At 63.9% G+C, this 18,698-nt stretch carries 19 protein-coding genes and 1 pseudogene; 3 read left to right on the forward strand and 17 right to left on the reverse strand.

Annotated elements, in window-relative coordinates:
• Positions 1-58 precede the first annotated feature (58 nt).
• The 10 genes from AC1DKD_RS25165 to AC1DKD_RS25210 all read right to left on the reverse strand — a co-directional run bounded on the left by AC1DKD_RS25165 (position 59) and on the right by AC1DKD_RS25210 (position 10,478).
• Entirely contained in the window at positions 59-1,267 is a 1,209-nt protein-coding gene (locus AC1DKD_RS25165) for a phosphoglycerate kinase (RefSeq protein WP_477143834.1), read from the reverse strand.
• Positions 1,268-1,360: 93 nt separating this feature from the next.
• Positions 1,361-2,056, reverse strand: coding sequence for a phosphoglycolate phosphatase (gene gph, locus AC1DKD_RS25170; protein ID WP_441631637.1), 696 nt, complete (start codon positions 2,054-2,056; stop codon positions 1,361-1,363).
• Positions 2,056-4,068, reverse strand: coding sequence for a transketolase (gene tkt / locus AC1DKD_RS25175; protein WP_441631635.1), 2,013 nt, complete (start codon positions 4,066-4,068; stop codon positions 2,056-2,058). Before tkt ends, gph begins: the two co-directional genes overlap by 1 nt.
• Before the next feature lie 10 nt (positions 4,069-4,078).
• Positions 4,079-4,957 carry a phosphoribulokinase gene (locus AC1DKD_RS25180; RefSeq protein ID WP_035873561.1) on the reverse strand — a complete coding sequence of 293 codons (879 nt, stop codon included), beginning with the start codon at positions 4,955-4,957 and terminating at the stop codon, positions 4,079-4,081.
• An 11-nt stretch (positions 4,958-4,968) separates the two neighbouring features.
• Positions 4,969-6,054: a class 1 fructose-bisphosphatase gene (locus tag AC1DKD_RS25185; protein ID WP_441631633.1), complete on the reverse strand. Its 1,086-nt coding sequence runs from the start codon at positions 6,052-6,054 to the stop codon at positions 4,969-4,971.
• Between the two features lie 49 nt (positions 6,055-6,103).
• The gene (gene rpe / locus AC1DKD_RS25190) at positions 6,104-6,820 is read right to left on the reverse strand and encodes a ribulose-phosphate 3-epimerase (RefSeq protein WP_441631631.1); all 717 of its coding nucleotides are present in this window, start codon (positions 6,818-6,820) and stop codon (positions 6,104-6,106) included.
• A gap of 1 nt (position 6,821) precedes the next feature.
• A complete protein-coding gene (locus AC1DKD_RS25195; protein ID WP_441631629.1) occupies positions 6,822-7,586 on the reverse strand; it encodes an HAD family hydrolase in 765 nt (254 codons plus the stop codon).
• Positions 7,587-7,596: 10 nt separating this feature from the next.
• Positions 7,597-8,511, reverse strand: coding sequence for a CbbX protein (cbbX, locus tag AC1DKD_RS25200; protein WP_441631627.1), 915 nt, complete (start codon positions 8,509-8,511; stop codon positions 7,597-7,599).
• Positions 8,512-8,547: 36 nt separating this feature from the next.
• Entirely contained in the window at positions 8,548-8,967 is a 420-nt protein-coding gene (locus AC1DKD_RS25205; RefSeq protein WP_276288579.1) for a ribulose bisphosphate carboxylase small subunit, read from the reverse strand.
• Between the two features lie 44 nt (positions 8,968-9,011).
• Entirely contained in the window at positions 9,012-10,478 is a 1,467-nt protein-coding gene (locus AC1DKD_RS25210) for a form I ribulose bisphosphate carboxylase large subunit (protein ID WP_441631625.1), read from the reverse strand.
• Positions 10,479-10,642: 164 nt separating this feature from the next.
• Between AC1DKD_RS25210 and AC1DKD_RS25215 the strand changes: the two genes are divergently transcribed.
• Positions 10,643-11,593: a LysR family transcriptional regulator gene (locus tag AC1DKD_RS25215; protein WP_441631623.1), complete on the forward strand. Its 951-nt coding sequence runs from the start codon at positions 10,643-10,645 to the stop codon at positions 11,591-11,593.
• A 251-nt stretch (positions 11,594-11,844) separates the two neighbouring features.
• On the opposite strand, the pseudogene AC1DKD_RS25220 reads toward AC1DKD_RS25215, so the two are convergent.
• The 3 genes and pseudogenes from AC1DKD_RS25220 to AC1DKD_RS25230 form a co-directional block, all read right to left on the reverse strand.
• Positions 11,845-12,555 (reverse strand): annotated as a pseudogene (locus tag AC1DKD_RS25220) (Fic family protein); the annotation flags it as partial.
• A gap of 321 nt (positions 12,556-12,876) precedes the next feature.
• Positions 12,877-13,116, reverse strand: a complete 240-nt coding sequence (locus AC1DKD_RS25225; RefSeq protein ID WP_441631621.1) for a hypothetical protein — start codon at positions 13,114-13,116, stop codon at positions 12,877-12,879.
• A 484-nt stretch (positions 13,117-13,600) separates the two neighbouring features.
• Positions 13,601-14,050 (reverse strand): BON domain-containing protein, encoded by a 450-nt coding sequence (locus AC1DKD_RS25230; RefSeq protein ID WP_441631619.1) that lies wholly within the window; start codon positions 14,048-14,050, stop codon positions 13,601-13,603.
• A 353-nt stretch (positions 14,051-14,403) separates the two neighbouring features.
• Between AC1DKD_RS25230 and AC1DKD_RS25235 the strand changes: the two genes are divergently transcribed.
• Positions 14,404-14,601 (forward strand): hypothetical protein, encoded by a 198-nt coding sequence (locus AC1DKD_RS25235; protein WP_441631617.1) that lies wholly within the window; start codon positions 14,404-14,406, stop codon positions 14,599-14,601.
• 157 nt (positions 14,602-14,758) lie between these two features.
• Here the strand turns inward: AC1DKD_RS25235 and AC1DKD_RS25240 are convergent, their stop codons facing one another.
• The 4 genes from AC1DKD_RS25240 to comJ form a co-directional block, all read right to left on the reverse strand.
• Positions 14,759-15,133, reverse strand: coding sequence for a hypothetical protein (locus AC1DKD_RS25240; RefSeq protein ID WP_441631615.1), 375 nt, complete (start codon positions 15,131-15,133; stop codon positions 14,759-14,761).
• Positions 15,127-15,549: a ubiquitination-like system serine protease family protein gene (locus AC1DKD_RS25245; RefSeq protein ID WP_441631613.1), complete on the reverse strand. Its 423-nt coding sequence runs from the start codon at positions 15,547-15,549 to the stop codon at positions 15,127-15,129. Before AC1DKD_RS25245 ends, AC1DKD_RS25240 begins: the two co-directional genes overlap by 7 nt.
• Positions 15,550-15,618: 69 nt before the next feature.
• The gene (locus AC1DKD_RS25250; protein WP_441631611.1) at positions 15,619-15,885 is read right to left on the reverse strand and encodes a hypothetical protein; all 267 of its coding nucleotides are present in this window, start codon (positions 15,883-15,885) and stop codon (positions 15,619-15,621) included.
• Positions 15,886-17,233: 1,348 nt separating this feature from the next.
• Positions 17,234-17,446, reverse strand: coding sequence for a competence protein ComJ (gene comJ, locus AC1DKD_RS25255; protein ID WP_441631609.1), 213 nt, complete (start codon positions 17,444-17,446; stop codon positions 17,234-17,236).
• A 497-nt stretch (positions 17,447-17,943) separates the two neighbouring features.
• On the opposite strand from comJ, the gene AC1DKD_RS25260 reads away from it, so the two are divergent.
• Positions 17,944-18,698: toll/interleukin-1 receptor domain-containing protein (locus AC1DKD_RS25260; protein WP_477143835.1), on the forward strand; the 755-nt coding region annotated here is incomplete at its 3' end.

Below are 18,698 nucleotides of genomic sequence, written 5' to 3' on the forward strand. Positions count from 1 at the left end.
TGATGGAACTCCGTAAGTTGACGCTGATTCGGTGAATTCGGTATTGCATGGGCGCCCGTCAGGCGGCCGCCCGCTGCTCCAGCACCTCGAAGGCCGGCAGTGTCTTGCCCTCCAGGAATTCCAGGAAGGCGCCGCCACCTGTCGAGATATAGCCGACCTGCTCCGCGATACCGTACTTGGCGATGGCCGCGAGCGTATCGCCGCCACCGGCGATCGAGAACGCCTTCGATGTGGCAATGGCTTCGGCCAGCACCCTCGTGCCATTGCCGAACTGGTCGAACTCGAACACACCCACCGGCCCGTTCCACACGATGGTGCCGGCAGCCATGAGCTGCCTGGCCAGTTGCGCTGCCGTGTCCGGGCCGAGATCCAGGATCATGTCGTCGTCCGCCACGTCTTCCGCACGCTTCACAGTGCCGGCGGCAGTGGCGCTGAACGTCTTGGCGCACACTACGTCCACCGGAATGGYCACCGCCGCGCCGCGCGCGGCCATCATGCCGATGATGGCGCGGGCTTCCGCCACCAGGCCCGCCTCGGCGAGGGAATTGCCGATCTTCAGGCCAGCCGCCAGCATGAAGGTATTGGCGATCCCGCCCCCCACGATCAGCTGGTCGACCTTGGCGGCCAGGGATTTGAGGATGGTGAGCTTCGTCGAAACCTTGGAGCCCGCCACGATGGCGACCAGCGGGCGCGCCGGCTGGCCCAGCGCACGGCCCAGCGCGTCGATCTCGGCGGCCAGCAGCGGGCCCGCGCAGGCCACTGGCGCGTATCTGGCGATGCCGTGGGTAGTTGCCTCGGCGCGGTGGGCGGTGCCGAAGGCGTCGTTGACGTAGATGTCGCACAGCCTGGCCATCTTCTGGGAGAGTTCCTCGCAGTTGGACTTCTCGCCCTTGTTCTCGCGGCAGTTCTCCAGCAGCACCACGTGGCCGGGCGGAACATCGAAGCCGCCGTTGACCCAACCGGCCAGCAGCGGCACCTCGCGCCTCAGCAGCGCCGAGAGGCGGCGGCGCACCGGCGCGAGGCTTTGGCGCGGATCGGGCTCGCCCTCCACCGGCCGGCCCAGGTGGGAAGTCACCATGACCGACGCGCCGGCTTGCAGGCAGGCTTCAATGGCGGGCACGGAGGCGCGGATGCGGGTGTCGTCGGTGATCTCGCCCGCGGCGTCCCGGGGGACGTTGAGGTCGGCACGGATGAAGATGCGTTTGCCGGTGAGGTCGCTGCCGGTGAGCAAGGACGATAGGGTCTGTACTTTACCGATGGGGGGCATGGTGTGGGTCCTGGCGGATGTGGTAGGCGTGTGGTTATCTGGTCTCTGCGCGGTTTGATCCATCGTGGGTCTGCTTCGCTCTCCCTGCCCGACTCAGGCCAGCATCCGGCGCGCGGGCGCAAGCAGCGCCGGCACGTCTTCCAGCGAATCGATCACCGCATCGCCACCCAGCGCGGCAACGCCGCCGGGGCCGGCATAGCCGTACCGCACCAGGAAGACCGGCATGCCCGCCGCGCGCGCCGCGGCCACGTCAACCGCCGAATCGCCAACCAGCACGCTGCGCCTCTCATCAGCCTGCAGCAGCCGGCAAGCATGGCGCAGCGGCTCGGGGTCCGGCTTCATCCGCGCGATCGAGTCGCCGCCGACCAGGACCTCCAGGTACCTGGCCAGCCCGGTCACGGCCAGCAGCGGCGCTGCCAGCGCCCTGGGCTTGTTGGTCACGCACGCGATCCGGTAGCCCTGCTGCTGCAAGGCCGCCAGCCCGGTCTGCACGCCGGGGAAAACGCGGCCAAGGTGCCCGTTGACTTCCGCATAGTGGCGGTGGAACACCGCCTCGGCGGAATCGGCGCCATCCCGATCGCCGCTTGCCGCGGTCTCCAGCACGCGCCGCACCAGATTGGGCACGCCCTTGCCGATAAAACCGCTGATGGTGTCAAAGGGCAATGGCGCGCGGCCCAGTTCGTCCAGCATGCGGTTGGCGGCCTCCACGATGTCGTGCGCCGTATCGACCAGGGTGCCGTCGAGGTCGACCAGCACCGCGGTGTAAGGCAGGTCCGGTGCGATGCGCATCACGGCCTCCCCAGCAGAGCGCGCGCCATATCCGCGACCCGCGCCGGCGTCAGGCCGAAGTGCTGGTACAGCGCATCGGCCGGCGCCGAAGCGCCGAAGGTGTCGATCCCCACGGTGGCGCCCTGCTCGCCCACCACCGCGCGCCAGGGCCAGGTGACGCCGGCCTCCACGCTGACGCGCGGCACGCCGGCCGGCAGCACCGCTTCCCGGTAGGCCGCATCCTGCGCATGGAAGCGCTCCACGCAGGGCATCGACACCACCCGCACGCGAATCCCTTCCTCGGCCAGGTGGGCGGCCGCGCGCATGGCGATCTCCACTTCCGAACCGGTGGCGATCAGCACCGCCTGGTGCGCCTCCACATCCTGCAGCACATAGCCGCCGCGCCGGATGCCGGCAAGTTGCCCGGCATCGCGCGCGAACGGTGTCAGCGCCTGGCGCGACAGCAGCAGGCAGCTTGGCCCGTCGCCGCGCTGCACCGCGTCCAGCCAGGCGAGCGCGGTTTCCACGCCGTCGCAGGGGCGCCAGACCTGGTTGTTCGGGATCAGCCGCAGGCTCGCCGCATGCTCGACGGGCTGGTGGGTAGGCCCATCCTCGCCCAGGCCGATCGAGTCGTGGGTAAGCACATGGATCACCCGCTGCCGCATCAGCGCGGCCATGCGGATGGCGTTGCGGGAGTAGTCGGAGAACACCATGAAGGTGCCGCCATATGGAATCAGCCCTCCGTGCAGGGCCATGCCGTTCATCACCGCCGCCATGCCGAACTCGCGCACGCCGTAGCTGACATAGTTGCCCTGCCCGGCATGGTTGACCCAGACCGAGGCCTTCACGTCGGTCAGGTTGGAGCCGGTCAGGTCCGCCGAGCCGCCCAGCAGTTCCGGCAAGGCGGCGGTCAGCGCTTCCAGCGTGAGCTGCGATGCCTTGCGCGTGGCGATCTTGCCGTGCAGGGCCGATGGCGTTTCGAGCAAGGCCATCAGCCCGGCCTCGAACGCTTCCGGCAACTTGCCCTGATCGCGGCGCAGGAACTCCGCGGCCAGCTCAGGATGGGCCGTGCTGTACCAGGCGAAGCGCGCGTTCCAGTCGGCTTCGCGCCCGGCACCCAGCGCACGCGCGTCCCAGGCGGCGGCCACGTCTGGCGGCACCGCGAAGGGTTCGGCGTCCCAGCCCAGCGCTTCGCGCATGGCGGCGATCTCTTGCGGGCCCAGCGGCGCACCATGCACCTCATGCCCGCCGGCCTTGGCTGGCGCACCTTTGCCGATCACCGTCTTGCAGCAGATCAGCGTGGGCCGCTCGCCTTGCGCCTTGGCCTGGCGGATGGCCGCATCGATGGCGCGGGTATCGTGGCCATCGACGTTCGGGATCACATGCCAGCCGTAGGCCTCGAAGCGCCGCGGCGTATCGTCGGCAAACCAGCCCGACACCTCGCCGTCGATGGAGATGCCGTTGTCGTCGTACAGGCAGATCAGCTTGCCGAGCTTCAATGTTCCGGCCAGCGAACACGCCTCGTGGCTGATGCCTTCCATCAGGCAGCCATCGCCGAGAAACACATAGGTGTGGTGGTCGATGATGGTATGCCCGGCGCGATTGAAGCGGGCAGCCAGCAGCTTCTCCGACAACGCCATGCCGACCGCGTTGGCCAGTCCCTGCCCAAGCGGGCCGGTAGTGGTCTCGATGCCCGGCGTGTGGCCGACTTCCGGATGCCCCGGTGTGCTCGAATGCAACTGGCGGAACTGCCGCAACTGCGCCATCGTCAGCGCGTAACCGCTCAGATGCAACAGCCCGTACAGCAGCATGGAGGCATGGCCGTTGGACAGCACGAAGCGGTCGCGGTCGGGCCACGCCGGGTTGGCGGGATTGTGGCGCAGGTGGCGCCGCCACAGCACCTCGGCCATCTCGGCCATACCCATGGGCGCGCCCGGGTGGCCGGACCTGGCCTGCTCCACCGCATCGGCGGCAAGGAAGCGCAGTGCGTTGGCGCAGCGCGCCGCCGGATCGATACATTCTGGTGCGTTCATGGCCGGCTCCTTACTCGTCGGCGCGCTTGCGGCGCTCCATCATGCGCAGCACAAAGGGGGTGAAGATCAGTTGCATGGCGAGTTCCATCTTGCCGCCGGGCACCACGATGGTGTTGGCCCGCGACATGAAGGAGTCGTGCACCATGCTCAGCAGGTACTGGAAGTCGATCCCCTTCGGGTTGGCGAAGCGGATCACCACCATGCTTTCGTCCGGCGCGGGGATCTCCCGGGCAATGAACGGGTTGGACGTATCCACGCACGGCACGCGCTGGAAATTCACATGGGTGCGCGAGAACTGCGGGCAGATGTAGTTCACGTAATCAGGCATGCGCCGCAGGATGGTGTCGGTCACCGCCTCGCTCGAGTAGCCGCGCTGCTTCTGGTCGCGCCACAGCTTCTGGATCCATTCCAGGTTGATCACCGGCACCACACCGATCAGCAGGTCGGGATAGCGGGCCACATTGACTTCGTCCGTCACCACGCCGCCGTGCAGGCCCTCGTAGAAGAGCAGCTCGGCGTCCTCTGGCAACGGCTCCCAGGCGGTAAAGGTACCCGGCTCCTGCTGGAAGGGGGCGGCCTCGTCGGCGTTGTGCAGATAGCGGCGCCGCATGCCGGTACCGGACTCGGCATAGGTGCGGAACAGGTTTTCCAGCTCACCGAAGAGATTGGTGCCAGGGCCGAAGTGGCTGAAGTTCATATTGCCGCTCTGCTCTGCCTCGGTCATCCTGACCTTCATCTCGGCGCGGTTGTAGCGGTGGAAGCTGTCGCCCTCGATCACCACGGATTTCACGCCTTCGCGGCGGAAGATGTTCTCGAAGGTGCGGGTGACGGAGGTGGTGCCGGCGCCGGAGGAGCCGGTAATGGCGATGATGGGATAGCGTTCGGACATGTCCGGGCACCTCAGGCGGGAACGCGAAACAGGCTGCGTTCGTTGAACAGGGGATTGGGAAGCTCGGCGCCGGGCGGCTCGCTGTGATAGCGCTCGATCCGCTCCACCTCGTTGCGCGAGCCGAAGACCACGCCGATGCGCTGGTGCAAGGCGCTGGGCTGGACCGACATCAGCGGCTGCCGGCCCGTGCTGGCGCGCCCGCCGGCCTGCTCCATCAGGAAGGCGATGGGATTGGCCTCGTACAGCAGGCGCAGGCGGCCGGCCTTGGCCGAGTCCTTGCTGTCGCGCGGGTACATGAAGACGCCGCCGCGCATCAGGATGCGGTGCGCCTCGGCGACCATCGAGGCAATCCAGCGCATGTTGAAATCCTTGCCGCGCGGCCCGGTCCGGCCGGCCACGCACTCGGAGATGTATTGCCGAACCGGCGCCTCCCAGAAGCGGCTGTTTGAGGTGTTGATGGCGAACTCGTGCGTGTCCGCGGGCACCGTGAGGTTGGCGTGGGTGAGGAAGAACTCGCCCAGGTTGGGATCGAGCGTGAAGCCGTTGACGCCGTTGCCCACGGTCAGCACCAGCATGGTGGTGGGCCCGTAGATGGCGTAGCCGGCGGCTACCTGCGCCGTGCCGGGTTGCAGGAAATGCAGCTCGGACACCGCATCCACGCCCTCCGGCGCGCGCAGCACGGAGAAGATGCTGCCCACGGAGACGTTGACGTCGATATTGGATGAGCCATCGAGCGGATCGAACACCAGCAGGTACTTGCCCCGCGGATAYTGCGACGGAATCTGGTAAGGGGCCGCCATTTCCTCCGACGCCATGCCGGCCAGGTAGCCACCCCACTCGTTGACGCGCAGGAAGGTGGTATTGCTCAGTACATCGAGCTTTTGCTGGGTCTCGCCCTGGACGTTGACGGCGCCGTCGGCGCTGCCATGCAGGCCGCCCAGCGCGCCGAACGCGACGGCGCGCGCAATCTCCTTGCATGCCATGGCGACGTTGAGGATCAGGCCGTTGAAGCCGCCGCTGGCCTGCGGATAGCGGCGGCGCTCCTCGATCAGGAACTGCGTCAAGGTCATTCGGTGTGGCTGGTTTTGATGTGGCATGGCAGGTCTCCTCTTTTTATCTGTCTTTGCTTGGCGTGCCTGGGCAGCGCTATGTCTGCGCCGCTTCGCGCAAATGCCGCAGGATGGCGCGATAGCCACCGTCGGTATCCGGCGCGCCGAACACCGCGCTGCCGGCAACGAAGGTATCCGCGCCCGCCCGGGCAATATCCGCGATGTTGTCGGGCTTCACGCCGCCGTCGATCTCGAGCCAGACCGGCTGACCGCCTGCGTCCGTGTGCCGGTCGATACGCGCGCGTACCTCCCGCAGCTTGGCGAGCGTGCCGGGAATGAACTTCTGACCGCCGAAGCCCGGGTTCACACTCATCAGCAGCACCATGTCGAGCTTGTCCAGCGTATGCGCCAGGTAGTCCAGCGGCGTGGCCGGATTGAACACCAGGCCCGCCTTGCAGCCATGCTCGCGAATCAGTCCGAGGGTGCGGTCGACATGACGGCTAGCCTCCGGATGGAAGGTGATGATCGACGCGCCGGCCTTGGCGAACATCGGGATCAGCGCATCGACCGGCTCCACCATCAGGTGCACGTCGATGGGGATGGACACATGCGGACGGATCGCCTCGCAAACCAGCGGGCCGATGGTCAGGTTCGGCACATAGTGGTTGTCCATCACGTCGAAGTGCACGAGGTCGGCACCCGCCGCCTCGATCGCGCGCACTTCCTCGCCCAGCCTCGCGAAGTCTGCGGACAGGATCGACGGCGCCAGGCGAATCGCCGTGCCTTTCCCGCTTGCATGGTCATGGGTATGCATATCAAGCTGCCTCGAACAAGGTGCCGCGATGCCAGCGGCGCAGAGCGGCCAGGTCGGCCCAGCGGTGGTCCGCGCCCGGCAGGTGCTGCGGCATGGGTTCTTCCGGATCGCCCAGATGCGGGAGCACCAGCAGCGCACCGTCGAAGCGGTCCTGCGAGGTATAGGCAGTGGGTGTGATGACGGTGGGAATGCCCGCGGCCAGCGCGGCGCGCAAGCCATTCTCGGAATCCTCCACCGCCAGGCAGTCTGCCGAGTCCAGGCCGAGCCGGTCCAGCACGGCCAGGTAGACATCCGGCGCCGGTTTCTTCTCGGCGGTGGTGCCTGCGTCGCAGATGACGGCGAAGCGCTGGCGCCAAGCTACGCCCAACGGCGCGCGCAGCAGCGCATCTAGGTTGGCCGGCGTAGTGGTAGTGGCGATCGCGATCGGCATGCCGGACTGCCCGGCCTCCTCGATCAGCCGCGCAATGCCCGGGCGCAACGGCAGCGCACCACCGCTGACTCTCTCGGCATAGTGACGGGTCTTGATGGCATGCACCGCCTCGATGGTCTCGCGCACCTGGCTCCCGCGGGCTTCCTCGGGGTCCGCCATGCGCCAGTAATGCAGCAGCCGCTCCTTGCCGCCGGCCACTTTGAGCAGCCGCGTGTAGAGCGCCACGTCCCAGCGCCAGTCGAGGCCGACTTCGGCAAACGCCGCATTGAAGGCCTGGAGATGCGCGGACTCGGTATCGGCAAGGGTACCGTCGACATCGAAGATCAGGGCTTGCATGGCTCACTCCTCATTGGTCTGCCGGGGCTGCCGGCGCGAACACGCGGCTGGCAAGCAGGTCGGGGGCGGTGATGGTGGTCAGCGCGAGGTCGTCGGCGACCACGCCGGGATCCCGCAGCAGGCGGGAGGCGTGCCGCAGCCGCGCGCGGTCGAGCGCGTTGCGCACGCTGCGGGCGTTGGCAAAATGCGGCTGCACCATGCGGCGCGCAAGGTAGTCGGCAAAGACCGCACGGCTTTGCTCGTCGAAGCGATACTGCATCTCGCCAAGCATCAGGTCCGCAATCTGTCCCAGTTCGTCGACCTGGTAGTCGGGAAAGTCGATATGGTGCGCGACGCGAGAGGACATGCCCGGGTTGGATTCGAAGAACCGGTCCATGCGGTCCTTGTACCCGGCCAGGATCACCACCAGGTCGTCGCGGTTGTTCTCCATCACCTGCAGCAGGATCTCAATGGCTTCCTGGCCATAATCGCGTTCGTTCTCGGGCCGGTAGAGGTAGTAAGCCTCGTCGATGAACAGCACACCGCCCATCGCTTTCTTCAGGATTTCCTTGGTCTTGGGCGCGGTGTGGCCAATGTACTGACCGACAAGGTCATCGCGCGTGACCGCCACCAGATGCCCCCGGCGCACGTAGCCGAGTTGATGGAGAATCTGCGCCATGCGCATGGCCACGGTGGTCTTTCCGGTACCGGGATTGCCGGTGAAGCACATATGCAGGCTGGGCGCGCCGGCGCTGAACCCGCGCGCCGCCCGCAGCTTGTCCACCAGCAGCAGCGCGGCGATATCGCGGATGCGCCCTTTCACTGGCGCCAGCCCGATCAGTTCGCGGTCAAGCTGTGCCAGCAAATCAGCGATTCCCGAGCTGGCGAGCACATCCGCCAGCGTGCCAGGCGGCTGCAGGTGCGAGGGAGATTCCGGCGCTGACATGGTGTCCTCCGTGAGTGTCGACGAGATGCTGCGGACTTAGTAGCGGCTACCTTCGGGACGAGCCTGCGCGGCATAGCCCTCGATCGAGTAGCGCATCGTGCGACCCGGTTCCTCCTGCCGTACCAGGCGAAAGCCCGGCTCGTCAGCGGGCCGGTTGACGATGAAGGACATCACCACCGATTCCACCGTATGCGTCGCATCGAAGGCCATCACGCGGATGTAGTGGTTGGGGAAAGTCTTGCGCGCGTTGTTGATCTCCAGCAGGATGCCGGCGGCGTCGCGCAGGTCGAACATCGGCAGTCCGAACATCTCCCAGTACGTATTGCGCGGATGGGGGTCGTCGGTGTACTCGATGCCGACCGCCCAGCCCTTGTTCAGGCAGTACTCGAGCTGGCTGGTGATCTGCGCGTCGGTGAGTTCGGGCAGGAAGGAGAAGGTGCCTTGTGTAATGCGCATGATGTCCTCGTCTCTTGTTCGTTGGTGTCAGGTACGGCGCGGGCTCAGGCCACGGACGCGGTGGGCACGAAATCCGAGGTATCGGTCGGCGTGTAGTTGAAGCTGATATCGCCCCACGTATCAAGCGCTGCCCGCAGCGGCGAGCACCATTTGGCTGCGTCGCGCAGGATGTCGGGCCCTTCGTTGACGATGTCGCGCCCCTCGTTGCGGGCCAGCACCATGGCTTCCAGGGCCACGCGGTTGGCCGTGGCGCCGGCCTGGATGCCTTGCGGGTGGCCAATGGTGCCGCCGCCGAACTGCAGCACCACGTCGTCGCCGAACAGGTCGAGCAGCTGGTGCATTTGCCCGGCGTGGATGCCGCCCGAGGCCACCGGCATCACCTTGCGCAGCGAGGCCCAGTCCTGGTCGAAAAACAATCCGCGCGTCAGGTCGGTCTTGGTATAGGCATCGCGGCAGACGTTGTAGTAGCCCTGCACGGTGAGCGGATCGCCTTCAAGCTTGCCCACCGCGGTACCGGTATGCATATGGTCGACACCCGCCAGGCGGAGCCATTTGGCGATCACGCGGAAGGACACGCCGTGATTCTTCTGGCGTGTGTAGGTGCCATGCCCGGCGCGGTGCAAATGCAGCACCATGTCGTTCTGCCGGCACCAGTTGCTCATCGACTGGATGCAGGTCCAGCCCACGATCAGGTCAATCATGATGATCACCGAGCCCAGTGATTTGGCGAACTCGGCGCGCCGGTACATTTCCTCCATGGTGCCGGCGGTGACGTTCAGGTAGCTGCCCTTGACCTCGCCGGTAGCGGCGGACGCCTTGTTGACCGCATCCATCACGAACAGGAAGCGGTCGCGCCAGTGCATGAAAGGCTGCGAGTTGATGTTCTCGTCGTCCTTCATGAAATCCAGCCCGCCCTTCAGCCCTTCGTAGACCACGCGGCCATAGTTCCGGCCCGACAGGCCCAGCTTGGGCTTGGTGGTGGCGCCCAGCAGCGGGCGGCCGAACTTATCCAGGCGTTCGCGCTCGACGATGATGCCAGTGGACGGGCCGGCAAAGGTCTTCACGTAAGCCACCGGGAAGCGCATGTCTTCCAGGCGGGCCGCCTTGATCGGCTTGAAGCTGAACACGTTGCCGATGATGGAGGCGGTCAGGTTGGCGATCGAGCCTTCCTCGAACAGCGACAAGTCATACGCCACGTAGCAGAAGAACTGCTCGGGATTGTTTGGCACCGGATCCACGCGGTAGGCCTTGGCGCGGTACATATCGCAGGCGGTGAGCCGGTCGGTCCACACCACCGTCCACGTGGCCGTGGACGACTCGCCAGCCACCGCGGCGGCAGCCTCGACGGGATCCACGCCCGCCTGCGGCGTGATGCGGAACAGCGCGAGCAGGTCGGTGTCCTTGGGCTCGTAGCCTGCATCCCAATATCCCATTTCCTTGTACTTCATCACACCGGCGTCGTAACGCTTGCGGGGCTTGGCGGTGGCTTGGATCGTCTCAGGGGCGTTCATGGTGGTTTCCTTCCCGTGGGTTGGCTGCATTGGCTACATGGGCTGCATGGGCTGCATTGACTGCGTGTGAGGGAAAAGATATCCAGCTATCCACATAAGGTAAATTCAGATATTCTTAGCCCGCATATAAGGGATCCCTTATCTGACAAGGTGGTGCGTACCTCATGTCCTTTCTCCGCTCCCTCACCCTTCGCCAGTTGCAGATCTTCGTCACCGTTGCCCGGCACGCCAGCTTCGTGCGGGCGGCCGAGGAACTGCACCTGACCCAGCCCGCCGTCTCCATGCAGGTCAAGCAACTCGAGTCCGTGGTCGGGCTCCCGCTGTTCGAGCGCGTCAGCCGCCAGCTCACGCTGACCGAGGCCGGCGACCGCTTCCTGCATCACGCCTCGCGCATCCTGGGTGAGGTGAAAGACGCCGAGGACGGCCTGCAGGCGGTCAAGGGCATCGACCAGGGCTCGATCTCCATCGGGCTGATCAGTACCGCCAAGTACTTCGCGCCCAGGCTGCTGGCCGGCTACTCGGCGCGCTATCCGCACGTCGACGTGCGCTTTGCCGAAGGCAACCGAGAAACGCTGCTGCGCCTGCTGCAGGACAACGAGATCGACCTCGCGCTGATGGGCCGGCCCCCGCGCGAACTCGACGCCGTGTCCGAACCCATCGCCATGCATCCGCACGTGATCGTGGCCTCGCCCCGGCATCCGCTACGCGATGCCGGGGGCTTCGATCTGCAAGAACTGCGCCACGAAACCTTCCTGCTGCGCGAGCCAGGATCCGGCACCCGTACGGTGGCCGAGCAAATGTTCAAGCACCACCTGTTCGCGCCGGCCAAAGTGGTCACCCTGGGCAGCAATGAAACGATCAAGCAAGCCGTGATGGCAGGCATGGGCATCAGCCTGTTGTCACTGCACACTCTGTCACTGGAATTGCGCACCAAGGAGATTGCACTGCTGGATGTGGCGGGCACGCCGATCGAGCGCGTCTGGCATATCGCGCACATGGCGAGCAAGCGGCTGATGCCGGCCAGCGAGGGCTGCCGGGCGTTCCTGCTGGAACAAACGGCCGAGTACCTGGGGAGGGAGTACGCCGGGCTGCTGCCCGGGCGGCGCGTGGCCTAGCGATGGGAGAGCTGCCTGGGCGCGTAGCGCATCCGGGGTTCGCCGATGCGCGGCAGGCGCACGCATCGGTTATGTTGCCGCTTGCGCGCTACACGAACTGGCGCATACCGGCACTGCAGCCAAGCCCACTGGGGGTGTATGCGTTGCGGCAACGCGTGTGCCAGCGACGAGAGTGTGCGCTTGGTGCTCGCGGACCAACCGCATAGAGACGCGGTTCCACCCACGAGCCAAGTCATTTCCCGGAGGCGCGCCTACACGGATAGGTCGTTCAACTCATAGCTGGTGCTGCGCCCGCCTGCATCCGATTTCCGCAGGATGCCACGTGCGAGCAGATCCGTGATATCGCGCAGCGCGGTGTCTGGAGAGCATTTGGCGATCGCCGCCCACTTGGAGCTGGTGAGCTTGCCTTCGAAACCATCAAGCAGTCCGTTGAGCAGTTTCACTTGCCGCTCGTTCAGTGGCGTGGTCGCCCAACGCTGCCAGAATCGCGTCTTGACGAGCACAACATCAAGGGTGTCCTGCGCCTGATCGACGGCGCGATGCAGCGTATCGAGGAACCAGGCCAGCCACTCGGTGACATCCATCGACCGCTTCTGGGTCCGCTCCAGGAGATCGTAGTAGGCCTTGCGCTCCCGCCGGATCTGCGCCGACAGGCTATAGAAACGCTGCGGGCTGCCATCGGCGCGCGCCAGCAGCAGGTCGCCGGTCGCACGGGCTATACGGCCGTTGCCGTCGTCAAACGGATGCAAGGTGACGAGCCACAAATGGCCGAGCCCTGCCTTGAGCAGAGGTAGATCGTTCGATGCGCCATTGACCCAGTCGAGAAATCGGCTTGTTTCAGCTTCCAGGCGATTGGCTGGCGGCGCTTCGAAATACCCACGTTGCCGGCCGATGGGGCCGGACACCACCTGCATCGGACCGCTGGCGCCGTCACGCCAGCCACCGACCTTGATCCGGGCAATGGTCTGGCTAGCGGAGTACCTGTCTTTCGACGCAGGCGGGCAGCACCACCGATTCCGGGTGGCCCGCCCTATGTAAAGCCGCCGCTGCGGGCTCGCTTCCCTCGACTCTGATGCGTTCTGCATCCCAGAGACGTTCCCCGGGCTTGGGCGCGAGGTCCCGAAGAGCCCGAGCTGCGGCAGGCTGACCGCGGTACCCGACGGAGCATCCTGCTTGGCATGCGGTCAGGTCCAGCAGTACCTGGCACTTGCCAGCAAGGACGCTGGGAATAGCTGCGCGACAGCCACGCAGCGCATTTGTGGATGTCCGCGAAAGCCGGAGGCTTACCCGGCAGTCACATAGACCAAGACCGCCAGGTCCGCGCCGACCACGTTGATCTCGATCATCGGACTCAGGCTCAGTTCCTTCACTAGCCAAGGCTTGCCGGCGGCGTCCGGCAGGCGAATGACCACACCAAGAGCGAGATGCGGCATGGGCGCGTCTGCGGTCAGTTCAGCCACGAGAACGGGGGCGCCGGCGGGCGTGGCGTTGGTTACATCAATGAAGGTGTATTTGAAAGCCATAGCATCTCCTACGGAGGATCTGCGACCGCGGCCTTAGACTGAGCCATTCCGACTTCATCTTGAAGCAGCGCATCGTCACTATTTCAAAAGGGAAATCGCAATGGCGATCACCCCAATTGCCGCGAGGGTAACGATCACAAAGAGCAGCATGGGCTTATCCGAACTGGGTAGTCCAGTATCCTTCGAGCCATGCGCACATGCTATCGGGTGCGCACTGATTTCATGCCGGATTTCGTCCTACAGGCAGTTCGTCATTGCGAGACGCCATGACAGCAAGTCGGGGATGCGCCGGCTTTGAGATTTGCGCGCAGGCCGCGCGGGGCCAGCCCGAGCCCTTTCGCCCGGCCATTCCCTCGGTACCAGCGGGGCGCCTTTCGCGCGCAATATCACGGACCTATCCCGCGCGTTTTCACTGCCGAGTGTCAGCCACCGCCTGCTCGGAGATTTCAGGCTGCAGCACGTCGACTAGCGCAGTTGCTCCAGCCTATTTCCCGACCTGCAGGCCATCTACCACTGATTGCACGCCATCCACTGCACGGACTGCATTCAGGGCCGTCAGCTTCTCCGAGTCATTTTGCACTTTGCCGTCGAGGTGCACGACACCGTTTTCAGTTCGCACTCGAATTCCGTTGGGCCTGAGCACCTTCGAGGCAAGAAGCTCGGCTTTCACTTTCATCGTGATGGCACTGTCGCTGAGTTTCGTCGAGGACTCCGCAGACGGTGCAGATTTCCCCATTGCGGTGGAGTTATCCTTTGGCACGGTGCGATTGCTTGGTGCCTCGGGAAGCCCAGGCGTGCCAGGCGCACTGTTCATGGGTGGCGCACCATCCGTTGCAGCCAGTATTCTGCCCACATCCCCCCTGGCAGCTGCATTGCCCGAAGCAGCAAGCAACCCAACAACGCTAGCAAGCCACATCTTTTGGATTGATTTCATTAAATGTCTCCTGCTGGTGCTTCTGCGGGTCGGCGGGTCATAGTGCATGGCGATGCCACATCGCGGCACGCGCGCACTATACAAAAAGGACAAGCAACAAGAGGACGGAGTTCCGCGTCGGTCCGGCTACGTTACATCCAGACACAGGCATTACGATTTGAGAAGATGAATCGCGCTAACGCCACTTCCAAGGCGCGCAGGAACCGGGGACTTCACTTCCCTTTGTCATACGCAGTAAGGAAATGTATCCTGCGTTGCGAGGTTGGACACGGAGATGGAGAGTTAGCTTTTCAACGGCGCAGCCGCCCGCTGCATGACCTTCAACAATCCTATCCCCTTCGCAGGAGACGAAGATGCTCAGTCCTCATGAAATCGCCGCCTTGATGCTTCTCGAAAGTGCAGACGGGAATCTCGAATTGGACCCTGCCGACCTCAAGAGCCTCGTGCATCGGCAGCTCGTACGACTGGAACGACCGAAACACGGCCGTAGCCAAGTTCGTCTCACCAACCACGGGCGTAATTTTCTGGACACCGTCGCCAAGAGGCGCTGAACGGCGGCCTACATGGGCCACGCTTCGACCAACTTGCGATGCCAAGCTGCACACTCCCCCAGCGCACCTAGCAAGTCCCGCATAACCCAGTCCTGCCAGGTGTCATAGTCGGCCGCCGCTGGCGGATCCGGTACTACGCACGGGCGCCGCCAGCGCGCTATCGAGCGGCGGCGGCTTGCTTGGCTGCCTCAACGGCGTCGGACAGCTTGCGCACCCGGAAATCGTCAGGGCGGCAATCCACAGGCAAGGGCCTCGCATTCTTCATATCCTTGCGGATGGCGTCGAGCTTGGCGCCAAGAGTCGATTGGATGCCGGCGAGCTCGTCGGCCTTTTGGCGGATGCTGGCGCCGGCGGCGCGCAGATCCTGCAGCGCTTGATCCGTGGTTGCCAGATCCGCCTGGGAGCGTGCGGCAGTGAGCTCGGACAGTTCAGCGTCCTTCCGCCAGCCGTTCGCCGTCCAGCCGGCGGCGAACAGCGTTTCAGCGACCACCGCCAATCCTGCAGCGCGCCATGGAATCGTCGGCATCAGCATCCCCAGCCCTCCGGAAACTCGGCCAGCGGCACCGTCTGGCCGGCCAGCGCATGCGTGCAGTCGCCCAGGAACTGGATGCTGCCGTCGATCACAAAGCTGTGGCACACGCCACACTCGAAATCGCGCTCTTCGTCCGGGTGCTCGGCGTAGTAGGCGCACCAGCAGTCGCCGCCGGTCTTGTACCCGGGAACGTAGTGGCCGCTGCGCACCAGCACGCTGGGCGTGAACGTGGGGCGCTTCACGTCACCGTTCCAGCCCCAGCGCGGGCCCGGCCCGTCGCCATGCTGGATCTGAATCAGCCGCCGCGGGTGGTCGGCGTAGCTGTGAAACAGGATTGGCGCCGCCGGCATGCTGCCGACCAGCACGTTGTACCCGTTGTCGGACTTCGCCAGCAGCGCACGGCCCAGCTCGGACACCGCGATGGTGTCCAGGAATGGCCGGATGAAAAAGCCACCCGAAGGTGGCTTAGTCGATTGTGCGGCAGGCTACTCGCCGGTTTCTTCTTGAAACGCTACCTGCTGTGCTGTGGCGTATCCGAGGATCATTATCTGATCATCATCGAGTTTCGCAGACTGCTCCGGCAGTTCCACGATCGGCGTTTCGGGATACATGTCCGCGAGGAGCTTCTCGGCAAGCTCTCGGGACTCGAATGGACCGAAGTGAATGACACTCTGGCCGCTGACTTCTGCAAAGGAACATTCCCCTGTTTCTAGGGGGTAGAACACCACCAATGTGCGCGCATGCTGGTCCATAGTAGCCTCCAGATCTCGTTATGTACCCCAAACATAACTATCGATACTGGCAGGCCCCGCCCCGACGGGCGGGCGCCTTCCGTCTGCACCACAATTTTAGGAAATCTGTCTATACAGACAAGTATCGAAGCCCACACCCGATATGGCGTCCCCGGCTCCGGCGCGACGACAATGCTGCCCAGTGCCGTCGCCTCGCCGGCGGCCAGCGGGCGTTCCAGGCGCAGGTTCACGTGCCACCCAGGCACAGCCGCTGGCGGCGTGACCACGTTGCCGTCAGCATCCCACTCGCCACCCTCGTAGATCGTGCCGATGGTAGCGCTCTGGGCATCCGGGGCCGCGATGGGGTTGCCTACCCCCCGGCATATCGGGCAAGCTATTCTCTCGGCCCGCCAGCGGAGACGTTTCGCCGTCCCTTGCGCTGTACGGGGCTGCCCCGGGAAACCATTGAGCCAGGGCAACATGCCTCCGCACAGACGCCCCACCAAAGGCCGAAGGCGAGCGGTGCGAACATGGCTGGCTCCAATGGAAAAAGCCCACGCGGCTTTCACCGTGTCAGCTAAACCGACTCTCTGGTCAAAGATAAACCGGTTCGCTGGACTTTTCTGATGGGTCAGGTGCTCAAGCCGCCCTTCGCGTAAAGCAATTCGCTGGATTTCGTGTACAAGATAAAGCGCTTCGTTGGATTTCATGCACGGCCCTAACCCGCGGTGCTTTATCGCATACAAACCCGTATCGGTCTGCTAATTTTCTACCGGAGCGACACTCGCAGCGGGTGCCCGCCGTGTCTCCAAAGCCCCCCACTCTATTCGTATAGCACGAAACGCACATTTAAGCTGCATGTCGTTTTTTGGCTATACTTCCCGCTCTGCTTTAGCAAGATGAGCCAAGGACGGCGCAACGACTGGAGTCCGACGGAACCAAACCCGCCTTACCATTCCCGCACGCCGCAGACTAAGATTCCCTGCGACCCGTTGTCAGGCCGAACTCGCGCAGCATGCTGAGCGGACACACCGTGTCGCAAAGGGATTCTGTTCACAGCGATGAGTCTGCAGCTCCAGCCGCCCCCCTCGAATCGAGGCGCGTTCAGCTCATCCTATTCCACCCAGGCTTTCAGGACGGTCAAGGGCTGTGCAGACGGCGTCGGCCAAAGCACTAGGCGGAGGCGGTATGCGTCACCACCCTCAAGGCCGCTCTCGTCGATTGTGTCCAAGCCGGAATAGAGGGCAAGTACGGCGTAGGTTCCGGGCTTCACGGTTCGCCTCAGGACTTCGGAGCCCGTGCATTCGTGAACCTGGAGCTCGCCTGTCGGCAGGTCGACAGAGCATCCAACAGCATGGTCGTAGCCGGTTTAGTCGATGGCCGGCTCGGCCTCATGGAGCTCCAGGGTAACTGGAACGGTCATGTTTCGGAGCGGGCAGATGACCACCACGTTGTCGGCAACCTTTGCTCGCCGCTCCACGTCCTCGTCTGTCCAGTCAGTCGGCGCTTCCGGGTTGATGCCGCGGTCCTGCACGTAGAACTGGTGGTAGTCGGCGAACACATCAAATGTGAACTGTTGCATTGACATCGGTCAGTGCTCCCTGCTGCTGCCTGGCGCATGGCCGCTTATGAACGCTGGCGCGAGTTCGAGCAGCGCAGTTGCTCGCTGCTTCACTCGTGGGACCGGGTCTGTCTGCATCAAGGCCTCGAGGGCATTGCGCAGTGCTCGCTCGGTGGGTTTGCCAGAGTGGGTCGTATCTGCTGAAGGAACRGAGTCCGCGGCCTAGCGATGGCCAAAAGGGAGATACGCCCAGCCCGAGGCTTGGTACTGGTGCCAAGCTCTCCGGTACCATTATTGCTGCCCCTCTTCTGCTGGGCAGCAATCTCGCTCGACTTAATCCATACTCTACTGTTGCCATTCTCGAGCCACTGTTTGTTCCGTAGCCAGACCAAAGCTAGACAGCGCCCATTGCACGGGTGCAACTTGCCGAGGCGCCACTACTTGTCGACCGACGTTGGGCCCTCAAGGAAGCTGGCTGCGCCCAATTTTTATGACGAACGATAATCAAACTTAAAATTATGGCGAAGGTCTACATCTCATATCAACGCGAAGATTTACCCTTTGTATCGCGACTTGCAGACAGACTCAAAGACGCTGGCCATACGCTCTCATTTGATGTCGATGAGCTATCGCCAGGCGTGAACTGGAGAGCGGCGCTTGACCATGGCCTCAAGACATCGGATGTATTCATTGTTGTCTTCTCTCAAAAAACCGATAAGTCCCAGTATGTTCTGACGGAGGTCGGTGCAGCCCGAGCGTACGCTAACGAATCGGACCGTATGTTGTTGATACCTATTGTTATCGACAACGCGCCATTGCCGCTTTCGATGCAGGATGTTCACGCCATTATCCAACCTGACGCAGATGTAGATTCCATAGTTCCACAAATTGAGAGTGCAATATCCGCCTTTATTGGTCGTCGAGCGGCGAAGGAGGTCGAATCAACAAGAGCCGCCGAGAAGATTCAAAGCAATGCCGCAGGATTCATCGGCACCGCGATTTCGTCGTTGAGCAAACTCGAATCTAGAGACAGAATCCTCAGCTACGCATGGTATGGATTGGGGTTCGTGTCTCTTGTCAGCGGCATTGGCTTTGCTATGTGGGGTCTTAGTAAGGCTGGCCAGCAAGTGGAGCTGCCAACACAGAACCTCATCTACGTAGCGCTGAAAACTCTTGCGGTGATTGGCCTACTCGGAGCGTGCGCGAGATACGCGTTCTCGCTCGGAAAATCCTATTCGACTGAATCGCTAAAGAGCTCGGACCGCATCCACGC

Source organism: Cupriavidus sp. 05T313 (genome assembly GCF_056396665.1).